This window comes from Streptosporangium sp. H16 (assembly GCF_051918855.1).
Lineage (GTDB): Bacteria > Actinomycetota > Actinomycetes > Streptosporangiales > Streptosporangiaceae > Streptosporangium.
In genome coordinates this window covers 1-14,056 of the sequence record NZ_JBPXMD010000045.1, presented here as the reverse complement: position 1 = coordinate 14,056, position 14,056 = coordinate 1, and the positions used below count along the sequence as shown (strand labels likewise).

Genomic DNA, 14,056 nt, shown 5'->3' with positions numbered 1-14,056 from the left:
CCGGGGGCGGCGGCCGCGGGTGACGCGGACCGGGCCGACGGCACCGCCGGCGGCGGTGCCGTGTCGGGTGAGGTGGTGGTCTCCGGGTGGCGCTCAGACGTTGGCGGCCCGCAGGACGAGGCCGGCGACCTCGTCCGGGTGGGAGGCGAACACCGCGTGGGAGGCGCCCGCGATGCTGACGACCTCGCCGCCGGCGCGCTCGGCCATGAAGTGGTGCACGGCGGCCGGGATGTTCTTGTCCGCCTCGGCGATCAGGAAGAAGCCGGGCAGCTCCGTCCACGCCTGCGGGCCCTCGGCGGCTTCGTTCAGCGCGGCGGCGGTGATCGGCCGCTGGGTCGCGGCCATCACCCGCGTCGTCTCCTCGGGCACGTCGGCCGCGAACTGGTTTCGGTAGAGCTCCTGCGCGACGTACATGTCCTGGTTGCCGTCCGGCAGCGGCACCGGCCGCAGCGTCTCGGCAAGGGTGCTGCCGGGGAACTTCCCTGCCAGGCTCGCTCCGCTCTCGCCCGCCTCCGGAGCGAACGCCGCGATGTAGACCAGGGCGGAGACGTTCTCGGCTCCGGCGGCGGCCTTGCTGATCACCATCCCGCCGTAGGAGTGCCCGACCAGGACGACCGGGCCCTCGATCGTGTCCACCAGCGCACGCACCTGCGCCGCGTCGTGAGCCACCGAGCGCAGCGGGTTGGGCGCCGCGATGACCTGGTGCCCGGCGGCCTGCAGCCGCTCGGCGACCGGGCCCCAGCCGCCCGACTCCGCGAACGCCCCGTGCACCAGGACGATGGTCGGCTTCTTGTTCGTGGTCATGGCTTCCTCCGAAAGGTCTCTCGTTCGTGCTGACGGAAACCATGGTCGGCAGGACGCCCGTGGACAGCACCTGTCAGATGACCGTCGTCCAGACGGTCACCGCCGGCCAGTCATCGCCGCGCCGGCGGCAGCTCCGCGATGATCTCGGCGACGCGGCCGGGAACGGACAGGAAAGCCGAGTGCGAGGCGGTGAGTTCGACGACGCCGGTGGGGTTCGCCGGGAACGCCGCGTCGGCCTGCGCGACGAAGAGCCGCTGCAACGGCGCCGGAATGGTGCGGTCCTCGGTACACACGACGTACGTCCGGGGAAGCGAACCCCAGCCCGCCTCGGTGAGCACGGTGCTCTCCACCACCATGGCCAACGGCGCGTCACAACTCAGCAGAGCCGTCGCGGCCGCCGCCTTCGCCTCGTCGACGTCACCGTGGAACGCCTCACGGATGGCCGCCCGGATCGCGGGATCGGGGCTGCGGGGGTCGATCCGCAGCGCGCCGGTGCTTCCCGGATCGCCGACCAGCAACCGCATGAACCGGTTGTCACTTCCCTCCGGCAACGACGGGTAGGCGAGGCACGGCGTGTCCGAGGCCGGCATGTACGCCGCCAGGTACACCATGTGCGCCACGAGCGCGGGTGCCCGTTCCGCCGCCCTGCTCAGCACCGCGCCGCCCATGCTGTGCGCGACCACGGAAACCGGTTTCCCGCCGCCCACCCGCTTCAGCTGGGCGATCAGCAGGTCGGCGGCGGCGTCGAGTCCCACCTTCGCCACCGGGGACGGTTCGGCGGCGAAGAGGACCGGGTCGAACGGGCGACGGCCCGCCGCGGCCGGCGACACGGCGTTGAGCCCGTGCGCCGCCATGTCGACCGCGACCGCCGCACACCCGCGCGCGGCCAGCTCGGCGATCACCTCGGTCCATGCCCATGCTCCGTGGTAGAAGCCGTGCAGCAGGACGACCGGCGTGTCCACCATGGCCCTCACCTCCGAAAACGCGCGATCCGTGAATACGCCACCGGACGATACCGGCAGCCGGTGACCGTCACGGTCACAGTCATCTGACAGGCGTTGCCCGGCGGCCTCGTCGCGACGATGGTTCTCGTCACCATGAACGCGACGCACAGCAAGGAGCAAGGGATGACCCCAGAACTCGTCGGCCGGACATTCGCCGCCGACCTCGGCCGGCTGAAGGTGAAGCTGACCTACGACACGGATTCGAAGATGACCTTCGTGGTCACGTCGGGCGCCGCGATGGTGGCCGACGGTCACACCGAGACCGTCGAGGTGGAGATCGTCGAGATCCGCCCGCGGGTCTACCTGGTGTCCTGGCAGGAGGCCACCGGCGCGACCGTGGTCCACGTGGAGGACCTGGAGCACTCCATCGTGCATTCGACCGTGACCCTCGACGGGCGGCTCTACCGCCTGGCCGGCACTTTCACGGAGGTCTGACGATGTCGAACAAGGAGATCCTCCGCACCGCCATGCGCGAGCTGTTCGAGGACAAGGACGTGACGGCGCTGGATCGCTACTGGGCCGAGCCGTACGTGCAGCACAGCCCGAACCTGCCAAACGGCCTCGACGGGCTGCGCGCGGCGGTGCCGTCGCTCGAAGGCTTCGGCTGGAACCCGGAACGCATCTTCGAGGACGGCGACTACGTGATCGCGCACAGCCGGGTGAGCGGCTGGATCCCGGAGGGGGACGCGGCGATCGTGGACATCTTCCGCTTCGAGAACGGCCGCATCGTCGAGCACTGGGACGTGGTGCAACCGTACGTCCCGGCGGACAAGACGGTCAGCGGCAACGCGATGGTGTGAGGCATGACGCGCGAATGAGGGGCTCGGACATCCGTTCGGGCCCCTCAAGGCGTGAGGGCGTGAGCGCGGTCGACGGCGCGAGGTGCCCGCACAGGTCACCGTGGTGCCGATCACCTGGTGGCACGCCGAAAGCCGGCGACCGGGCCACCCGGTCACCGGCACACGGCGCGATGAACTCAGCCGAGCCACTCCCCCTCGACCGGCGCCAGGGCGTCCACCCAGCTGCGCGCCAGCTCGGCCCGTCCGGCCGCCCGCAACAACGCCGCCGGTCCGCGGGACGCCTCCTCGAAGATCGCCAGCGTGCCGCCGTCCGGCTCCTCCAGCAGGAGCCACGACTGGTAGAAGCTCAGCTCGTCGCTCACCGCGGCCCAGCCGAAGCGGGTCGGGCGGACCAGCTCGCCGACGATCCCGTCCAGCATGTGCGGTGGTGCCACGACCACGAAGCGGCCGCCGACGGCGAGCTCGCCGGAGACCTCCGTGCGCTCGACCTCCCGCTGCCAGCTCGGCCACCTCTCGACGGCGACCAGGTGGGCGAAAACGGCGGCGGCCGGGGCCGCCACGCGGCGTTCGTGGCTGACGAAGCTGTCACAGCGGTCCGGGCCCCAGCCTGGGGGCCAGTGGACGCCGGGGTTCGGTTCTGCGCTCATGCCTTCCAGGGTCGCGCGCGCCGCCGCGCCCAGCACCCGTCACATGACTGTCTTGTCCGACCGGTCATGGGCGTTGAGCGCGTCCCGGAGCGCGGCCCGCGACGTGATGCCCAGCTTGGGGAAGATCTTGTACAGGTGGTCGCTGACCGTCCGGTGCGAGATGAACAGCTTCTGCCCGATCTGCTTGTTGGTCAGCCCGGCGCCCGCCAGCTCGGCGATCTCACGCTCCTGCGGCGTCAACGGCGACCGGGCGTCCGGGCCCGAACGCCGGGTCAGCCCGGTCGCCCGCAGCTCGTTGGCGGCACGGTCCCGCCACGGAACGGCGCCCAGCGCCGCCAGGGCCTCGTGCGCCAGGGCGAGCTGCTCACGGGCCGCGCCGGTGTCGCGCAGCCGGCGCAGGCGTTCGCCGTAGGCCAGGCGTACCCGGGCCACGTCGAAGGGCCACTGCTCCGGATCCCGTACGGACAGCGCCGCCTCGAACAGGTCACGTACCGTCTCGTCGTCCGCCGTCAAGGCGGCCGCCGCGGTGCTCAGCAGGCACAGACGCGGCGACAACGTGCCCAGGCCCGCCTCGCTCAGCGCGACCGCGTGCGCCGCCGCCTCGGCCCGGCGCCCGGTGTGCAGGCCGGCTTCGACGAGGTCCAGGCCGGCCCACAGCGCGGTCGGCCGGTAGGGCGCGAGCCGGCCCGGCGGGCTGACCCGCGCCGCGTTCTGGTAGGCCGCCTCGTGCTCGCCCGCGCCGATCTCGGCGAGCGCCCGGGCCTGCGCCGCGAAGTACGTGACCCCGGTGGCCTGGTGGGCGATGGCCCACCGGTTCATCTCGTCGGTCAGCCGCCGGGCCGCCTCGACCTCTCCGGACCCCGCCGCCACGAGCGCGTGAATGTAGTGGAAGTACCAGTGGAAGAAGCGGAACCCGTGTTCGGCGCAGACGGCGAGGCCTTCGTCGGCCATCTTCCGCGCCTCGTCCCAGCGGCCCGCGGCGAAGCCGTCGAGGCCCAGGTGCATGAGTGCGCCGAGGTGGCGGCGGGCCGGACCCTTGCCGTCCCGGCGCGTCTGGGCGAGATGCCGTTCCGGGTCGCGCAGCCGAGGAAGGCGGTCGGCGAAGACCGCGGCGGTGCCGATGCGGATGAGGCGGGTGGGGTCCTCGCCGGTGCCGACGGTGTCGATCAGCGCGTCGAGGGCGGCGACGTCGTCAGCGGTGGCCCGCGCGGGGTCGGAGAACACGGCCGCGTTCACCCGCAGCAGCGGCGGCGGTTCCGGCGTCAGCCGGCCGACCAGGTCGTGGAAGGTGTGCCAGGCCTGTTCGGTGCCCACGTACCAGCTGATCAGCAGCAGGTTGAGCAGGGCTTCGACGAGGTCGGCGTCAGCCGCGGCGAAGCCGTGGTCGCCGGCCTCGATCGCGCCGGCCAGCAGCCGATGCGCGGTGGTCACGTCTCCGTCGGAGTTGATCAGCAGGTGCGCGGTCGCGGCCGCCGCGGGCAGCGAGTGGATCTCCAGGGATCCGCCGCGCCGCGCGTCGCCCAGCAGCCGGCTCGCGGTCACCAGTTCCCCGCCGGCGTCCGCGCCGATGTAGGCCGCCGCGGCGAGCCGTCGGCTCCGGCCGGCCGGTTCGGGGCTGAGCTCCGCGGCCCGGGTCAGCGTGGTGACCGCGGCGAGCGCGTCGCCCTGCCGAAGCAGGACCTGCGCCGTGGCCTCGAGCTGGGCGGCGATCTCCTCGTCGGGCCCCACCGCCGACTCGGCGAGGTGCCGGACGCGACGCTCCGGGGCGTCGACGGCCTCCGCGAGCGCGCCGTGCGCCCAGCGCCGTTCCCGTTCCGTGGACGCCTCGACCACCGCCGCCCCGACCAGCGGGTGCCGGAACGTCAGCCGGTGCGCGTTCAGCCGCACCAGCCGGTCCTCCTCCGCCGGGGCCAGGTCGTCGAGGTCGCAGGCGGCGCCGCCGGCCGTCCGCAGGCGGGCCAGGCCGGTGGTGCCGCCGAGCGCGCCGAGCAGCATCATCAGCCGGCACCGCTCCGGCAGGCCTCGCACCCGGGCGGTGTACATCGCCTGCAGCCGCTCGGACAGCGGCAGGACGTCGGGCAACGTGGTGAAGTCCGCTCGCTGGTCGCCGTCCAGCGCGGACGGCAGTTCCAGCAGCGCCAGCGGGTTACCCGCGGCCTCGGTGAGCAGCCGCCGCCGCACCGCCGGCGCGAGCTCCGGGAAGCGGCGGTCCACCAGGGTTCGCGCCGCCGGAGCCGGCAGCGGCGAGAGGACCAGTTCGGTCAGCCCGCTGTCACGGAAGAAGCCGCGCTCACCCGACCGGCAGGCCACCAGGAAGACGATCGGGCTGCCGACCAGGCGGCGGGCGACGAAGCCGAGCACCTCCGCGCTGGCCCGGTCCACCCAGTGCAGGTCGTCGACGAGGACCAGGATCGGCGTCTCGGCCGCGACGGCTCGCAGCCACAGCAACGCCGCGTTCGCCACGACGAGCCGGTCCGGTACCGGACCGATCTCGAAGCCGAGCGCGCAGCGCAGCGCGGTGCGGTGGTCGGGACCGAGCGAAGCCATCTCGTCGCCGAGCGGGAACAGCAGCTGGTTGAGCGTGGAGTAGTTGATCTCCGCCTCGAACTGCACGCCGGCGGCCCGCAGGACGCGGACGCCGCGTTTCGCTTCGCCGGCCGCGAACTCGTCGAGTAACGCGGTCTTGCCGACTCCGGCCTCACCGACGACGAGCAGCGCGCCGCCGCGCACCCCGGCGCCGTCGAAGAAAGCCCGGATCGAGCTGACGTCCTCTTCTCGGCCGATCAATTCCACTGCCTGATCCTCCAGAAAAGCGGCGAGCTCGGTACGTACCATCCGAGCAGGTCGATAAGGTCTTGACGGCAAGGTCGGCCAGGACAGGAGTGCGGCGGATGGTCACCCGGGCGGAGCGCAACGCGACGGACCCCGACCTCGGCGTGCTGTCCGGACGGCTCCTGTTCGCGGTGCAACACGAACTCTTCGTCACGCTCGCCGGGCAGGGGTTCGACGACCTCAGGCACCGGCACGGCGCCGTGCTCGCGTACCTGGACCCGGACGGCGTCCGGGCCACCGAACTGTCGCGGCTGTCGGGCCAGTCCAAGCAGATCGTCGGGGTGCTGATCGACGAGCTGGAGGCTCTGGGTTACGTCGAGCGACGGCCCGATCCAAGCGACCGCCGGGCGAAGCTGATCTGTCCCACCGAACGCGGCCTGTCCCAGATGCGCGCCGCCGACGCCATCATGACCGCCATCCAGCAGCGGCACGCGCGGCGCCTCGGGCAAGAGAGCTACGACGAGTTCAAGCGCATGCTCACCGACATCACCGAGCACCAGCGCAGCCACCTCCGCTCCGTCGGCGAGGACTGATCAGCGGTCCGTGACAAAGTCCAAGGTCGGCATCGGCGAGACCTGACCGCAGGTCCGTGACGACATGGCTCGTGATCGTCTCAGTCATATAGTCAAAAAAAATTACTATCATTAAAGTGGATTAAATTGCAAAGTGGCCACCCGCGGATACGCCGAGAGTCCGGTTCCGACTCGCGCCGGTCGGCGCTGATCGGTTCCGGACTCCTCGCAGGTCCCCACGACCCCGTGAGGGCGGGAACCCTCCTCGTGCGGCGTGGTGACCCGCGTCGTCCACGCTCGGAGGCGGGCCTCCCGGCCCGCGTTCCGTGAGGTTCAGGCCTTGCTGCCCCTCTTCTTGGCCTGCATGTTGGAAACGACGCTCACGCAGATGACGGCCATGACGATCTGCACCACGAAGGTCAGCAACGCCCTGTCCGCGAAGCCCAGCAGGTGGGCGATGGCGGTGCCGGCGAGGGCGGCCACGATGCCCGCGAGGATGGTGGGAACCCACCCGATGTCCTGGCGGCCCGGGATCAGCAGCCGGCCGATGCCGCCGGTGATCGCACCGACGATGATGGCGCTGATAATGAACGTGATCATGGTGATCTCCCTGTTCGGGCAGGTCTCAACTGTCGACGGCGAGCCTAGGATGTCCCTGTTGACATGATCTTGACATCGCGTATACGCCGATGACCTGCCTTTATCGGGTGATCGAACCGATCGCGGGGCGCGCTCCCCCGGAAACGGCCCAACACGGCGCAGGCGGCCGCGGGGCGGAGTTCACCGCCTGTCCAGCACCTTTCCCGAAAATGGATCATCCGAACATGTCCTGACAAGGTATGTCGATGACAGTGCCGCCGCGCGATGTGCGATCGCACCGGTCCGGCCCGGCCCGGCCCCCGGATGATCTCGCTCAAGCGGGCTCCGGCGACGCGCGGAGCCGCCGGTCCCGGCGGACGGACGCCGCCACCGCCGGTACGCGGCGATCACCCGGGCGACCCGGTGGCCGGCCCTCACCCACCCCCCGCCGGGTCGCCGCCGATGCTCTCCCGGCCCGGACGGCACTAACCTGGGGACACTTTTCGCGTTGGGTTTCGTGTCGGATGAGGAGCCATGTGATGTCCCCGGTTCTGGAGAGTACGGCTCGCGCGCTGCTGCGCAGGATCGCGGTGGAGCAGGCCCAGGGACGCCTGCCCTCGCTGACCGCCGCCGTGGTGCGCGACGGAGAGCTCGCCTGGTTCGGCGCGCGGGGCCGGGTGGAGGGGATCGCCCCCACCCCCGTCACCCAGTACCGCATCGGCTCGATCACCAAGAGCCTGGTCGCCGCCGTGGTGATGCGCCTGCGCGACGAGGGGAAGGTGGACCTGCTCGACCCGGTCGGCAAGCACATTCCCGACCTCCGGGTCGGCGAGGTGACCGTCGCCCAGTTGCTGTCGCACACCTCGGGGCTGAGCGCCGAGTCCCCGGGGCCGTGGTGGGAGCGGACTCCGGGCATGCCGGTCACCGATCTCGTCGCCGGGCTCGGCCCCGAGGCGGCCAAGCACCGGCCTGGACGCCGCTTCCACTACTCCAACGTGGGCTTCGCCCTGCTGGGCGAGCTGGTGGCCCGCCACCGCGGTGTGAGCTGGGCCGAGGCCGTGCAGGAGGAGATCCTGCTGCCCCTGGGCATGCGCGACACCACCTCGCGGCCGCGCGCGCCGCACGCCACCGGCTACGCCGTGCACCCCTGGGCGGACGTGCTGCTGCCCGAACCCGAGCACGACGCGGTCGCCATGGCCCCGGCCGGGCAGCTGTGGTCCACCCCCGCCGACCTCGCCCGCTGGGCGGCGTTCGTGGCCGGGGACACCGGGGGCGTGCTCGCCCCGGACACCGTGGCGGAGATGCGCGAGCCCGCCACGGTCGACGACGGTGACGCCTGGACCGGCGGGTACGGCCTGGGCCTGCAGCTGGCCCGCGCTGGCGGTCGCCGGCTGGCCGGTCACACCGGCTCCATGCCGGGCTTCCTGGCCACGGTGTGGGCCGACCCGTCCGACAAGGTCGGCGTGCTGTTCACCGCCAACTCCACCGCGGGCGTCAGCCGGAGCCTGCTGACCGACCTGCTGGCGATCCTCGACGAGCACGAGCCGCGCCTGCCCGCCGAGTGGGAGCCCGTCGCCGACACCGCCGGCCTGCTGGAACTGACCGGCCCGTGGTACTGGGGACCCAGCGCGTACGCGCTGCGGCTGCTGCCCGAGGGCGGTATCTCCCTCAACCCGATCGCCGGTACGGGACGGGCCTCGCGGTTCACCGCCCAGGCCGACGGGACCTGGCTGGGGCTGGACGGCTACTACGCGGGCGAGACCCTGCGGGTGGTCCGCAGGCCCGACGGCACGCCCAGCCACCTGGACCTCAACACCTTCGTCTTCACCCGCACCCCCTACGACCCGGAGGCGGAGGTGCCCGGCGGGGTGGACGAGGGCGGCTGGCGCAGCTGAGCGGCGAGCACGGCGGCCGGGCCGGTGGCCTCAGCGTAGAGGACCTCCACCCGGTGCACCACGCGCGGCGAGACCAACGGCACCCCCCGCGCCGCCCCGACCGCCACGGACGCGGGCAGCAGGACCAGCCCGTGCCCGGCGGCGGCCAGGTTCAGCACCGTGCACACGTCCTCGCCGTCGTAGCGGAACGCGGCGCGAAACCCGCCCCCGCCGGCCAGCTCGCGCAGCCGCTCCACCGGTACGGCGACCGGCGCCAGCAGCCACAGGGCGTCGGTCAGATCGGTCAGGTCCAGGCCGCGCCGGTGCGAGAGCGGGTGGCCGTCGGGCAGGACCACCACCAGTTCCTCCTCGACGATCCCGAAGCCTGACAGCGGTCCCACGTCGGGTAGCCGCAGCGGGTCGCTGGGGGCGGCGATCCCGTCGACCAGGCCGAGACCGGCCGCGCCCGAGGCGACCTCCCCGGCGACGCGCTCGCGGGCGACGGTGCGCAGCCCGCATCCCGGGGGCAGGCTCCGCACGATCGCCGGGGTGCAGGCCAGCGGGGAGGCGGCCACCGCCGGCCGCCCGGCCGGTCCCGCCGCGGCGCGCAGCACGTCCGCGCGGGCGGCCCGGTGGCGCAGCAGCAGCGGCCCGGCGTGTTCCAGCAGGCGCTCCCCCGCCCGGGTGGGCGCCACCGGGCGGCGGTGCAGCAGCGCCAGCCCCAGGTCGGCCTCCAGCGCGGCGATCTGCTGTGAGACCGCCGACTGGGTGTAGCCGAGTTCGGTGGCGGCGGCGGAGAAGGACCGCCGGTCGGCGACGGCGACGAACGTGCGCAGCAGGTGCGGATCCACGGTGCATCAGTATCGCTTATCGAGTCACCAGGAATCATCGTTGGCGCTTACCCGGTGGCCGGCGCCAGGATCGGGGCATGACCACCGCGAGGATCGCCCTGGTGGGCGACAAGTCACCGTCCGTCCGATCCCATGCCCGCATTCCCGTACTGCTGGAGGCGCTGTGCGAGCGCGACGGGCTGGCGCTGGACGCCTACTGGGTCCCCACCACCGAGGCCACCGGCCTTGAGGGGTTCGACGGCGTCTGGATGGTGCCCGGCAGCCCGTACCGCAGCGAGGCCGGTGCGGTGAACGCCGCCCGCACCGCCCGCGAGCACGGCATCCCGTTCCTGGGCACCTGCGGGGGCTTCCAGCACACCCTGCTGGAGTACGCCCGCAACGTCCTGGGCCTGCCCGTCTCGCACGCCGAGAACGACCCCGGCGCCGAGGACCTGCTGTTGCTGCCACTGGCGTGCTCGCTGGCGGGTCACGAGGACGCCGTCCGGCTGACGCCGGGATCGCTGGCCGAGAAGATCGTCGGCGCCGAGAGAACCGTGGAGAGATACTCCTGCGCATTCGGGCTCAACGCCGACTACGTGCCCGTACTGGAGGCGGGCGGGCTGCGCTTCACCGGCCACGACGAGGCGGGGCTGGTACGGGTCCTGGAGCTGCCGGGCCATCCGTTCTTCCTGGCCACCCTCTTCCAGCCGGAACTGGCCGGAGACGGCAGCCGCCCGCACCCGGTCATCGCCGCCTTCGCCTCGGCCTGCGTCACCCGCGCCGCCTCGTCCGCGCGAGCGTGACCCCCGCGAAACGCCGAGCGGAACGCCACCGGCCGCGGCTCGCCGACGTTTCGCACGGACGTTTCGCACGGACGGCTCGCACGGACGGCTCGCACGGACGGCTCGCACGGACGGCTCGCACGGACGGCTCGCACGGACGGCTCGCACGGACGGCTCGCACGGACGGCTCGCACGGACGGCTCGCACGGACGGCTCGCACGGACGCTTCGGCGGGTGCCGAAGCGTCCGGTGCCTAGCCTTCGAACATCGCCGAGCCACGGGGCGCCACACCGCGCGTCCCCGGCGGAGAGCGTGGCGGTCCCACGCCTCCCCCCTTCGGCCGAAGGGGGGAGATCTCCACCCCAGGGAGAACCGATGACATCCGATCCGCTGGTCCTGAGCCGCCCCGCCGAGATACGGGCCGTGCTGGCCGACCCCCGCTTCACCGTCGAACCCGTGCCGCGCCCGCCGTTCGCGCTGACCGTGGCATGGCTGCGCGGAGCGGTCGGCCGCTTCGCCGAGGGAGCCCTGCACGCCGAGCGCAGGGCCGCGGGAGAGGCGGTGCTGGCCGGGCTGGACCCGGACGCGCTGCGCGCCGAGGCGTTCCGGCTCGCCTCGCGGGACACCGGCGATCACCCCTGTCCCCCGGAGCCGGTTCCGGTGCTGGTCCTGGCCGTCGCCCTGGGAGTGCGGGCCGAGGACGGGCCGGAGGCCGTGGAGGCCGTCGCGGCGATCGCCCCGGCCTACCTGCCAGGGCCTGGGGCCGGACCCGATGAGACGGATGTCGCCGCGGCCGACGCGGGGCTGGTGCGGCTCTCGCGCCTGCTGGGCGACCCGGCTCCGGAGCGGCTGGCCGTGGTGGCGGGACTGCTCGCCCAGGCGTACGGTCCGATGACCGGTCTGGTCCGCGGTGCTCTGGCCGCCGCACCGGCACGGTCCGCGGCCGGAGCCGGGACCGGGGCTGAAGCCGGCTCCGGGGACGGGGGCGGGGAGCCGCGCACGGCCGGGGCGTGGACGGCGCGGGAACTGCTGGACGAGACCCTGCGCCACGATCCTCCGGTCCGGACACTGCGCCGCAGGGCGCCCGGCGACGGGAGGACCGTGGTGCTCGACGTCGCGGCGGCCGGCCGGGATCCCGAGACGCCCCGCGGCCCGGACCTCGCGCGCACGGGAGCCGAACCGGAGTTCCTGACGTTCGGAGCGGGACCGCGCGCCTGCCCGGGCAGGCAGGTCGCGCTGGCCCTGGCGGCCGGGACGATCGAGGCGGCGACCCGATGACGTTCGCGCGGTTCAGGGCGCTGCACCACGCGGACGAGCCGCTGCTGCTTCCCTGCGCGTGGGATCACGCCTCCGCGGCGGCCCTGGCGGAGGCGGGATTCGCCGCGATCGGGACGACAAGCCTGGGAGTGGCCGCCGCGGCGGGCAAGCCGGACGCCGGACGGGCGACGCGGGGGGAGACGCTGACGCTGGCCCGGACGATAACGAGGCTGGGGATCCCGGTGACGGTGGACATCGAGGCGGGGTTCGCCGAGGAGCCAGGACAGGTCGCCGACCTGGTGGCGGAGCTGGCGGGACTGGGAGTGGCGGGGATCAACCTGGAAGACGGGCGTGGTGACCGCCTGGCCGATGTCCCGGCACAGGCGGAACTGGTCGCGGTGGTCAAGCGGCGGGTTCCGGAGGTGTTCCTCAACGCGCGTACCGACGCGTTCTGGCTGGGCCTGCCCGACGCCCGCGCGCTGGCACTGGAAAGGGCCAGGGCTTACGCGGGGGCGGGGGCCGACGGGGTCTTCGTGCCGGGCGCGAGCGCCGAACGGGACATCGAGGCGCTGGTGGGCGGGGCCGGGGTGCCGCTGAACGTGCTCGTCCAGCCCGGCGTGCCGGTGCGACGGCTGGCCGAGCTGGGCGTGGCCCGCCTCAGTTACGGGTCGCTGCTGTTTCGCGCGGCGTTGCGCGCGGCCGTCACCACGGCGCTGGCGGTGGCCCAGGGCGAACCGCTCACCGGCGATGTGCCCTCCTACGAGCAGGTCGAGGCGCTGCACCGGTACGGCTCGCGCACCGGCGACGGCAGACCTGGAACGAGTCACCGCTGACGCCCGGTCCTGAGCCGTCATCCGTGACGATCTCGCGCGCCGGCGGTGACGCCGGCGGTGAGGCCGCCCGTCTCGACGGAAGGTCAGTGCGGATGAGCCTCTTCGAGGGAAGATCCCGCCAGGAGCGCCGCGACCCCGCCGGTGAAGTTGGGGCACTCGAAGATGTCCTCGTGCGGGCAGGCCAAGCCATGGGCTATGGCGGTACGTGCCACCTGGGTCCGGGCGATCCGTTCATCCAGCTCGGTGAGCTTGCGTCGGCACAGCTCCCGCCAGCCGTCGCCGGCCGGCGAACGAGACGCGACGAACGCTTTGACCTCTCGCAACGTGAAACCGACATCTCGCAGCAACACCACCACACCGACCAGCTCGACCGCCGACGGCGGATAACGCCGTTGGCCTGAGACCCGGGCCGGTGCCGGGAGCAGGCCGAGCTCCTCCCAGTAACGCAGGGCGGAGGTGGCGACACCCGTGCGGCTCGCCAGCTCACCGATCGTCAACTGCTCATCCATTTGACTTCAAGCGTACTTGAAGCCGTTGACTGCGATCATGCAGACAGCAGGCACATCTCTCAGGCAACGCGCGCTCAGAAGCCTGGTTCGCCAGGCCCACCACCCCCGGGGCGTCATCGGGTGGGCGGTCGGCTGGATGTTCGCTCATCGCTCCTCCAACCGGCAGCGCAACGTCTGGGCGGTGTCGTTGCTGGACGTCCAGCCCACCGACCGGGTGCTCGAGATCGGCTTCGGTCCCGGCGTCGCCATCGCCGAGTTCGCCGGCCGCGCCACCCGGGGCCACGTCTTCGGCATCGACCACTCGCAGGCCATGGTCCGCCAGGCCGCCCGTCGCAACGCCGCCGCCGTCCGCGCCCGCCGCGTGCACCTCACGCACGCCTCCGTGGAGCGATTGCCGAGTTTCGGCGATCCGCTCGACGCCATCCTCGCCGTCAACTCCGTGGGGTTCTGGCCCGACCCGGTGGATCGGCTTCGCGAGCTGCGCCGCCTGCTCCGCCCGGCGGGACGCATCGCGCTCGTCAGCCAGCCCCGCTGCCCCGGTGCCACCCGCGACACCACGGCCCGAGCCGCCCAGGAGCTCCAGGACATGCTCACCCAGGCCGGCTTCACCCGTCTCCGGGTCGAGACCCTTGAGCTCGACCCGCCCGTGGCCTGTGTGCTCGCCGACGATCCGACCGGGTGATCGCGGGGTCATGCCGGTCGGCGTCCAGGTCCTCGCGGACGCGCCCGGTCGTGACGGTCGCCGTGCCGGCGCGCTCCGGCCCGGCTGTGTCTAAGGTGATCTCGTGCCTGC

General features: G+C 72.9%; 15 protein-coding genes. 8 read left to right on the top strand and 7 right to left on the bottom strand.

The window, feature by feature from the left end:
• Positions 1-93 precede the first annotated feature (93 nt).
• Both ACTOQ2_RS39410 and ACTOQ2_RS39405 read right to left on the bottom strand, forming a co-directional pair.
• Positions 94-804, bottom strand: coding sequence for an alpha/beta fold hydrolase (locus ACTOQ2_RS39410; protein WP_440106426.1), 711 nt, complete (start codon positions 802-804; stop codon positions 94-96).
• Between the two features lie 110 nt (positions 805-914).
• Positions 915-1,769 carry an alpha/beta hydrolase gene (locus ACTOQ2_RS39405; protein WP_440106424.1) on the bottom strand — a complete coding sequence of 285 codons (855 nt, stop codon included), beginning with the start codon at positions 1,767-1,769 and terminating at the stop codon, positions 915-917.
• A gap of 162 nt (positions 1,770-1,931) precedes the next feature.
• Between ACTOQ2_RS39405 and ACTOQ2_RS39400 the strand changes: the two genes are divergently transcribed.
• The gene (locus ACTOQ2_RS39400) at positions 1,932-2,243 is read left to right on the top strand and encodes a phenolic acid decarboxylase (RefSeq protein WP_440106422.1); all 312 of its coding nucleotides are present in this window, start codon (positions 1,932-1,934) and stop codon (positions 2,241-2,243) included.
• A gap of 2 nt (positions 2,244-2,245) precedes the next feature.
• Positions 2,246-2,608, top strand: coding sequence for a nuclear transport factor 2 family protein (locus ACTOQ2_RS39395; RefSeq protein WP_440106420.1), 363 nt, complete (start codon positions 2,246-2,248; stop codon positions 2,606-2,608).
• Between the two features lie 176 nt (positions 2,609-2,784).
• Here ACTOQ2_RS39395 and ACTOQ2_RS39390 read toward each other — a convergent pair whose 3' ends face one another.
• Positions 2,785-3,255 carry an SRPBCC family protein gene (locus ACTOQ2_RS39390; RefSeq protein WP_440106418.1) on the bottom strand — a complete coding sequence of 157 codons (471 nt, stop codon included), beginning with the start codon at positions 3,253-3,255 and terminating at the stop codon, positions 2,785-2,787.
• Positions 3,256-3,294: 39 nt separating this feature from the next.
• Positions 3,295-6,048, bottom strand: a complete 2,754-nt coding sequence (locus ACTOQ2_RS39385) for a helix-turn-helix transcriptional regulator (RefSeq protein ID WP_440106416.1) — start codon at positions 6,046-6,048, stop codon at positions 3,295-3,297.
• A gap of 98 nt (positions 6,049-6,146) precedes the next feature.
• Between ACTOQ2_RS39385 and ACTOQ2_RS39380 the strand changes: the two genes are divergently transcribed.
• Positions 6,147-6,620 carry a MarR family winged helix-turn-helix transcriptional regulator gene (locus ACTOQ2_RS39380; protein ID WP_440106414.1) on the top strand — a complete coding sequence of 158 codons (474 nt, stop codon included), beginning with the start codon at positions 6,147-6,149 and terminating at the stop codon, positions 6,618-6,620.
• Positions 6,621-6,932: 312 nt separating this feature from the next.
• On the opposite strand, the gene ACTOQ2_RS39375 is transcribed toward ACTOQ2_RS39380, so the two are convergent.
• The gene (locus ACTOQ2_RS39375) at positions 6,933-7,199 is read right to left on the bottom strand and encodes a GlsB/YeaQ/YmgE family stress response membrane protein (RefSeq protein WP_440106412.1); all 267 of its coding nucleotides are present in this window, start codon (positions 7,197-7,199) and stop codon (positions 6,933-6,935) included.
• A 518-nt stretch (positions 7,200-7,717) separates the two neighbouring features.
• On the opposite strand from ACTOQ2_RS39375, the gene ACTOQ2_RS39370 reads away from it, so the two are divergent.
• Positions 7,718-9,073 carry a serine hydrolase domain-containing protein gene (locus ACTOQ2_RS39370; protein WP_440106410.1) on the top strand — a complete coding sequence of 452 codons (1,356 nt, stop codon included), beginning with the start codon at positions 7,718-7,720 and terminating at the stop codon, positions 9,071-9,073.
• Here the strand turns inward: ACTOQ2_RS39370 and ACTOQ2_RS39365 are convergent.
• Positions 9,016-9,903: a LysR family transcriptional regulator gene (locus ACTOQ2_RS39365; RefSeq protein ID WP_440106408.1), complete on the bottom strand. Its 888-nt coding sequence runs from the start codon at positions 9,901-9,903 to the stop codon at positions 9,016-9,018. The two genes, ACTOQ2_RS39370 and ACTOQ2_RS39365, sit on opposite strands and share 58 nt — an antisense overlap.
• Positions 9,904-9,980: 77 nt before the next feature.
• Between ACTOQ2_RS39365 and ACTOQ2_RS39360 the strand changes: the two genes are divergently transcribed.
• The 3 genes from ACTOQ2_RS39360 to ACTOQ2_RS39350 all read left to right on the top strand — a co-directional run bounded on the left by ACTOQ2_RS39360 (position 9,981) and on the right by ACTOQ2_RS39350 (position 12,754).
• On the top strand, positions 9,981-10,685 hold the full coding sequence (locus ACTOQ2_RS39360; protein WP_440106406.1) for a CTP synthase C-terminal region-related (seleno)protein: 705 nt from the start codon (positions 9,981-9,983) through the stop codon (positions 10,683-10,685).
• Between the two features lie 354 nt (positions 10,686-11,039).
• Positions 11,040-11,942 (top strand): hypothetical protein, encoded by a 903-nt coding sequence (locus ACTOQ2_RS39355; RefSeq protein ID WP_440106404.1) that lies wholly within the window; start codon positions 11,040-11,042, stop codon positions 11,940-11,942.
• Entirely contained in the window at positions 11,939-12,754 is an 816-nt protein-coding gene (locus ACTOQ2_RS39350) for an isocitrate lyase/PEP mutase family protein (protein ID WP_440106402.1), read from the top strand. Before ACTOQ2_RS39355 ends, ACTOQ2_RS39350 begins: the two co-directional genes overlap by 4 nt.
• A gap of 83 nt (positions 12,755-12,837) precedes the next feature.
• Here the strand turns inward: ACTOQ2_RS39350 and ACTOQ2_RS39345 are convergent, their stop codons facing one another.
• Positions 12,838-13,263, bottom strand: coding sequence for a MerR family transcriptional regulator (locus ACTOQ2_RS39345; protein ID WP_440106400.1), 426 nt, complete (start codon positions 13,261-13,263; stop codon positions 12,838-12,840).
• A gap of 37 nt (positions 13,264-13,300) precedes the next feature.
• Between ACTOQ2_RS39345 and ACTOQ2_RS39340 the strand changes: the two genes are divergently transcribed.
• Positions 13,301-13,945 (top strand): class I SAM-dependent methyltransferase, encoded by a 645-nt coding sequence (locus ACTOQ2_RS39340; RefSeq protein ID WP_440106398.1) that lies wholly within the window; start codon positions 13,301-13,303, stop codon positions 13,943-13,945.
• Positions 13,946-14,056 lie beyond the last annotated feature (111 nt).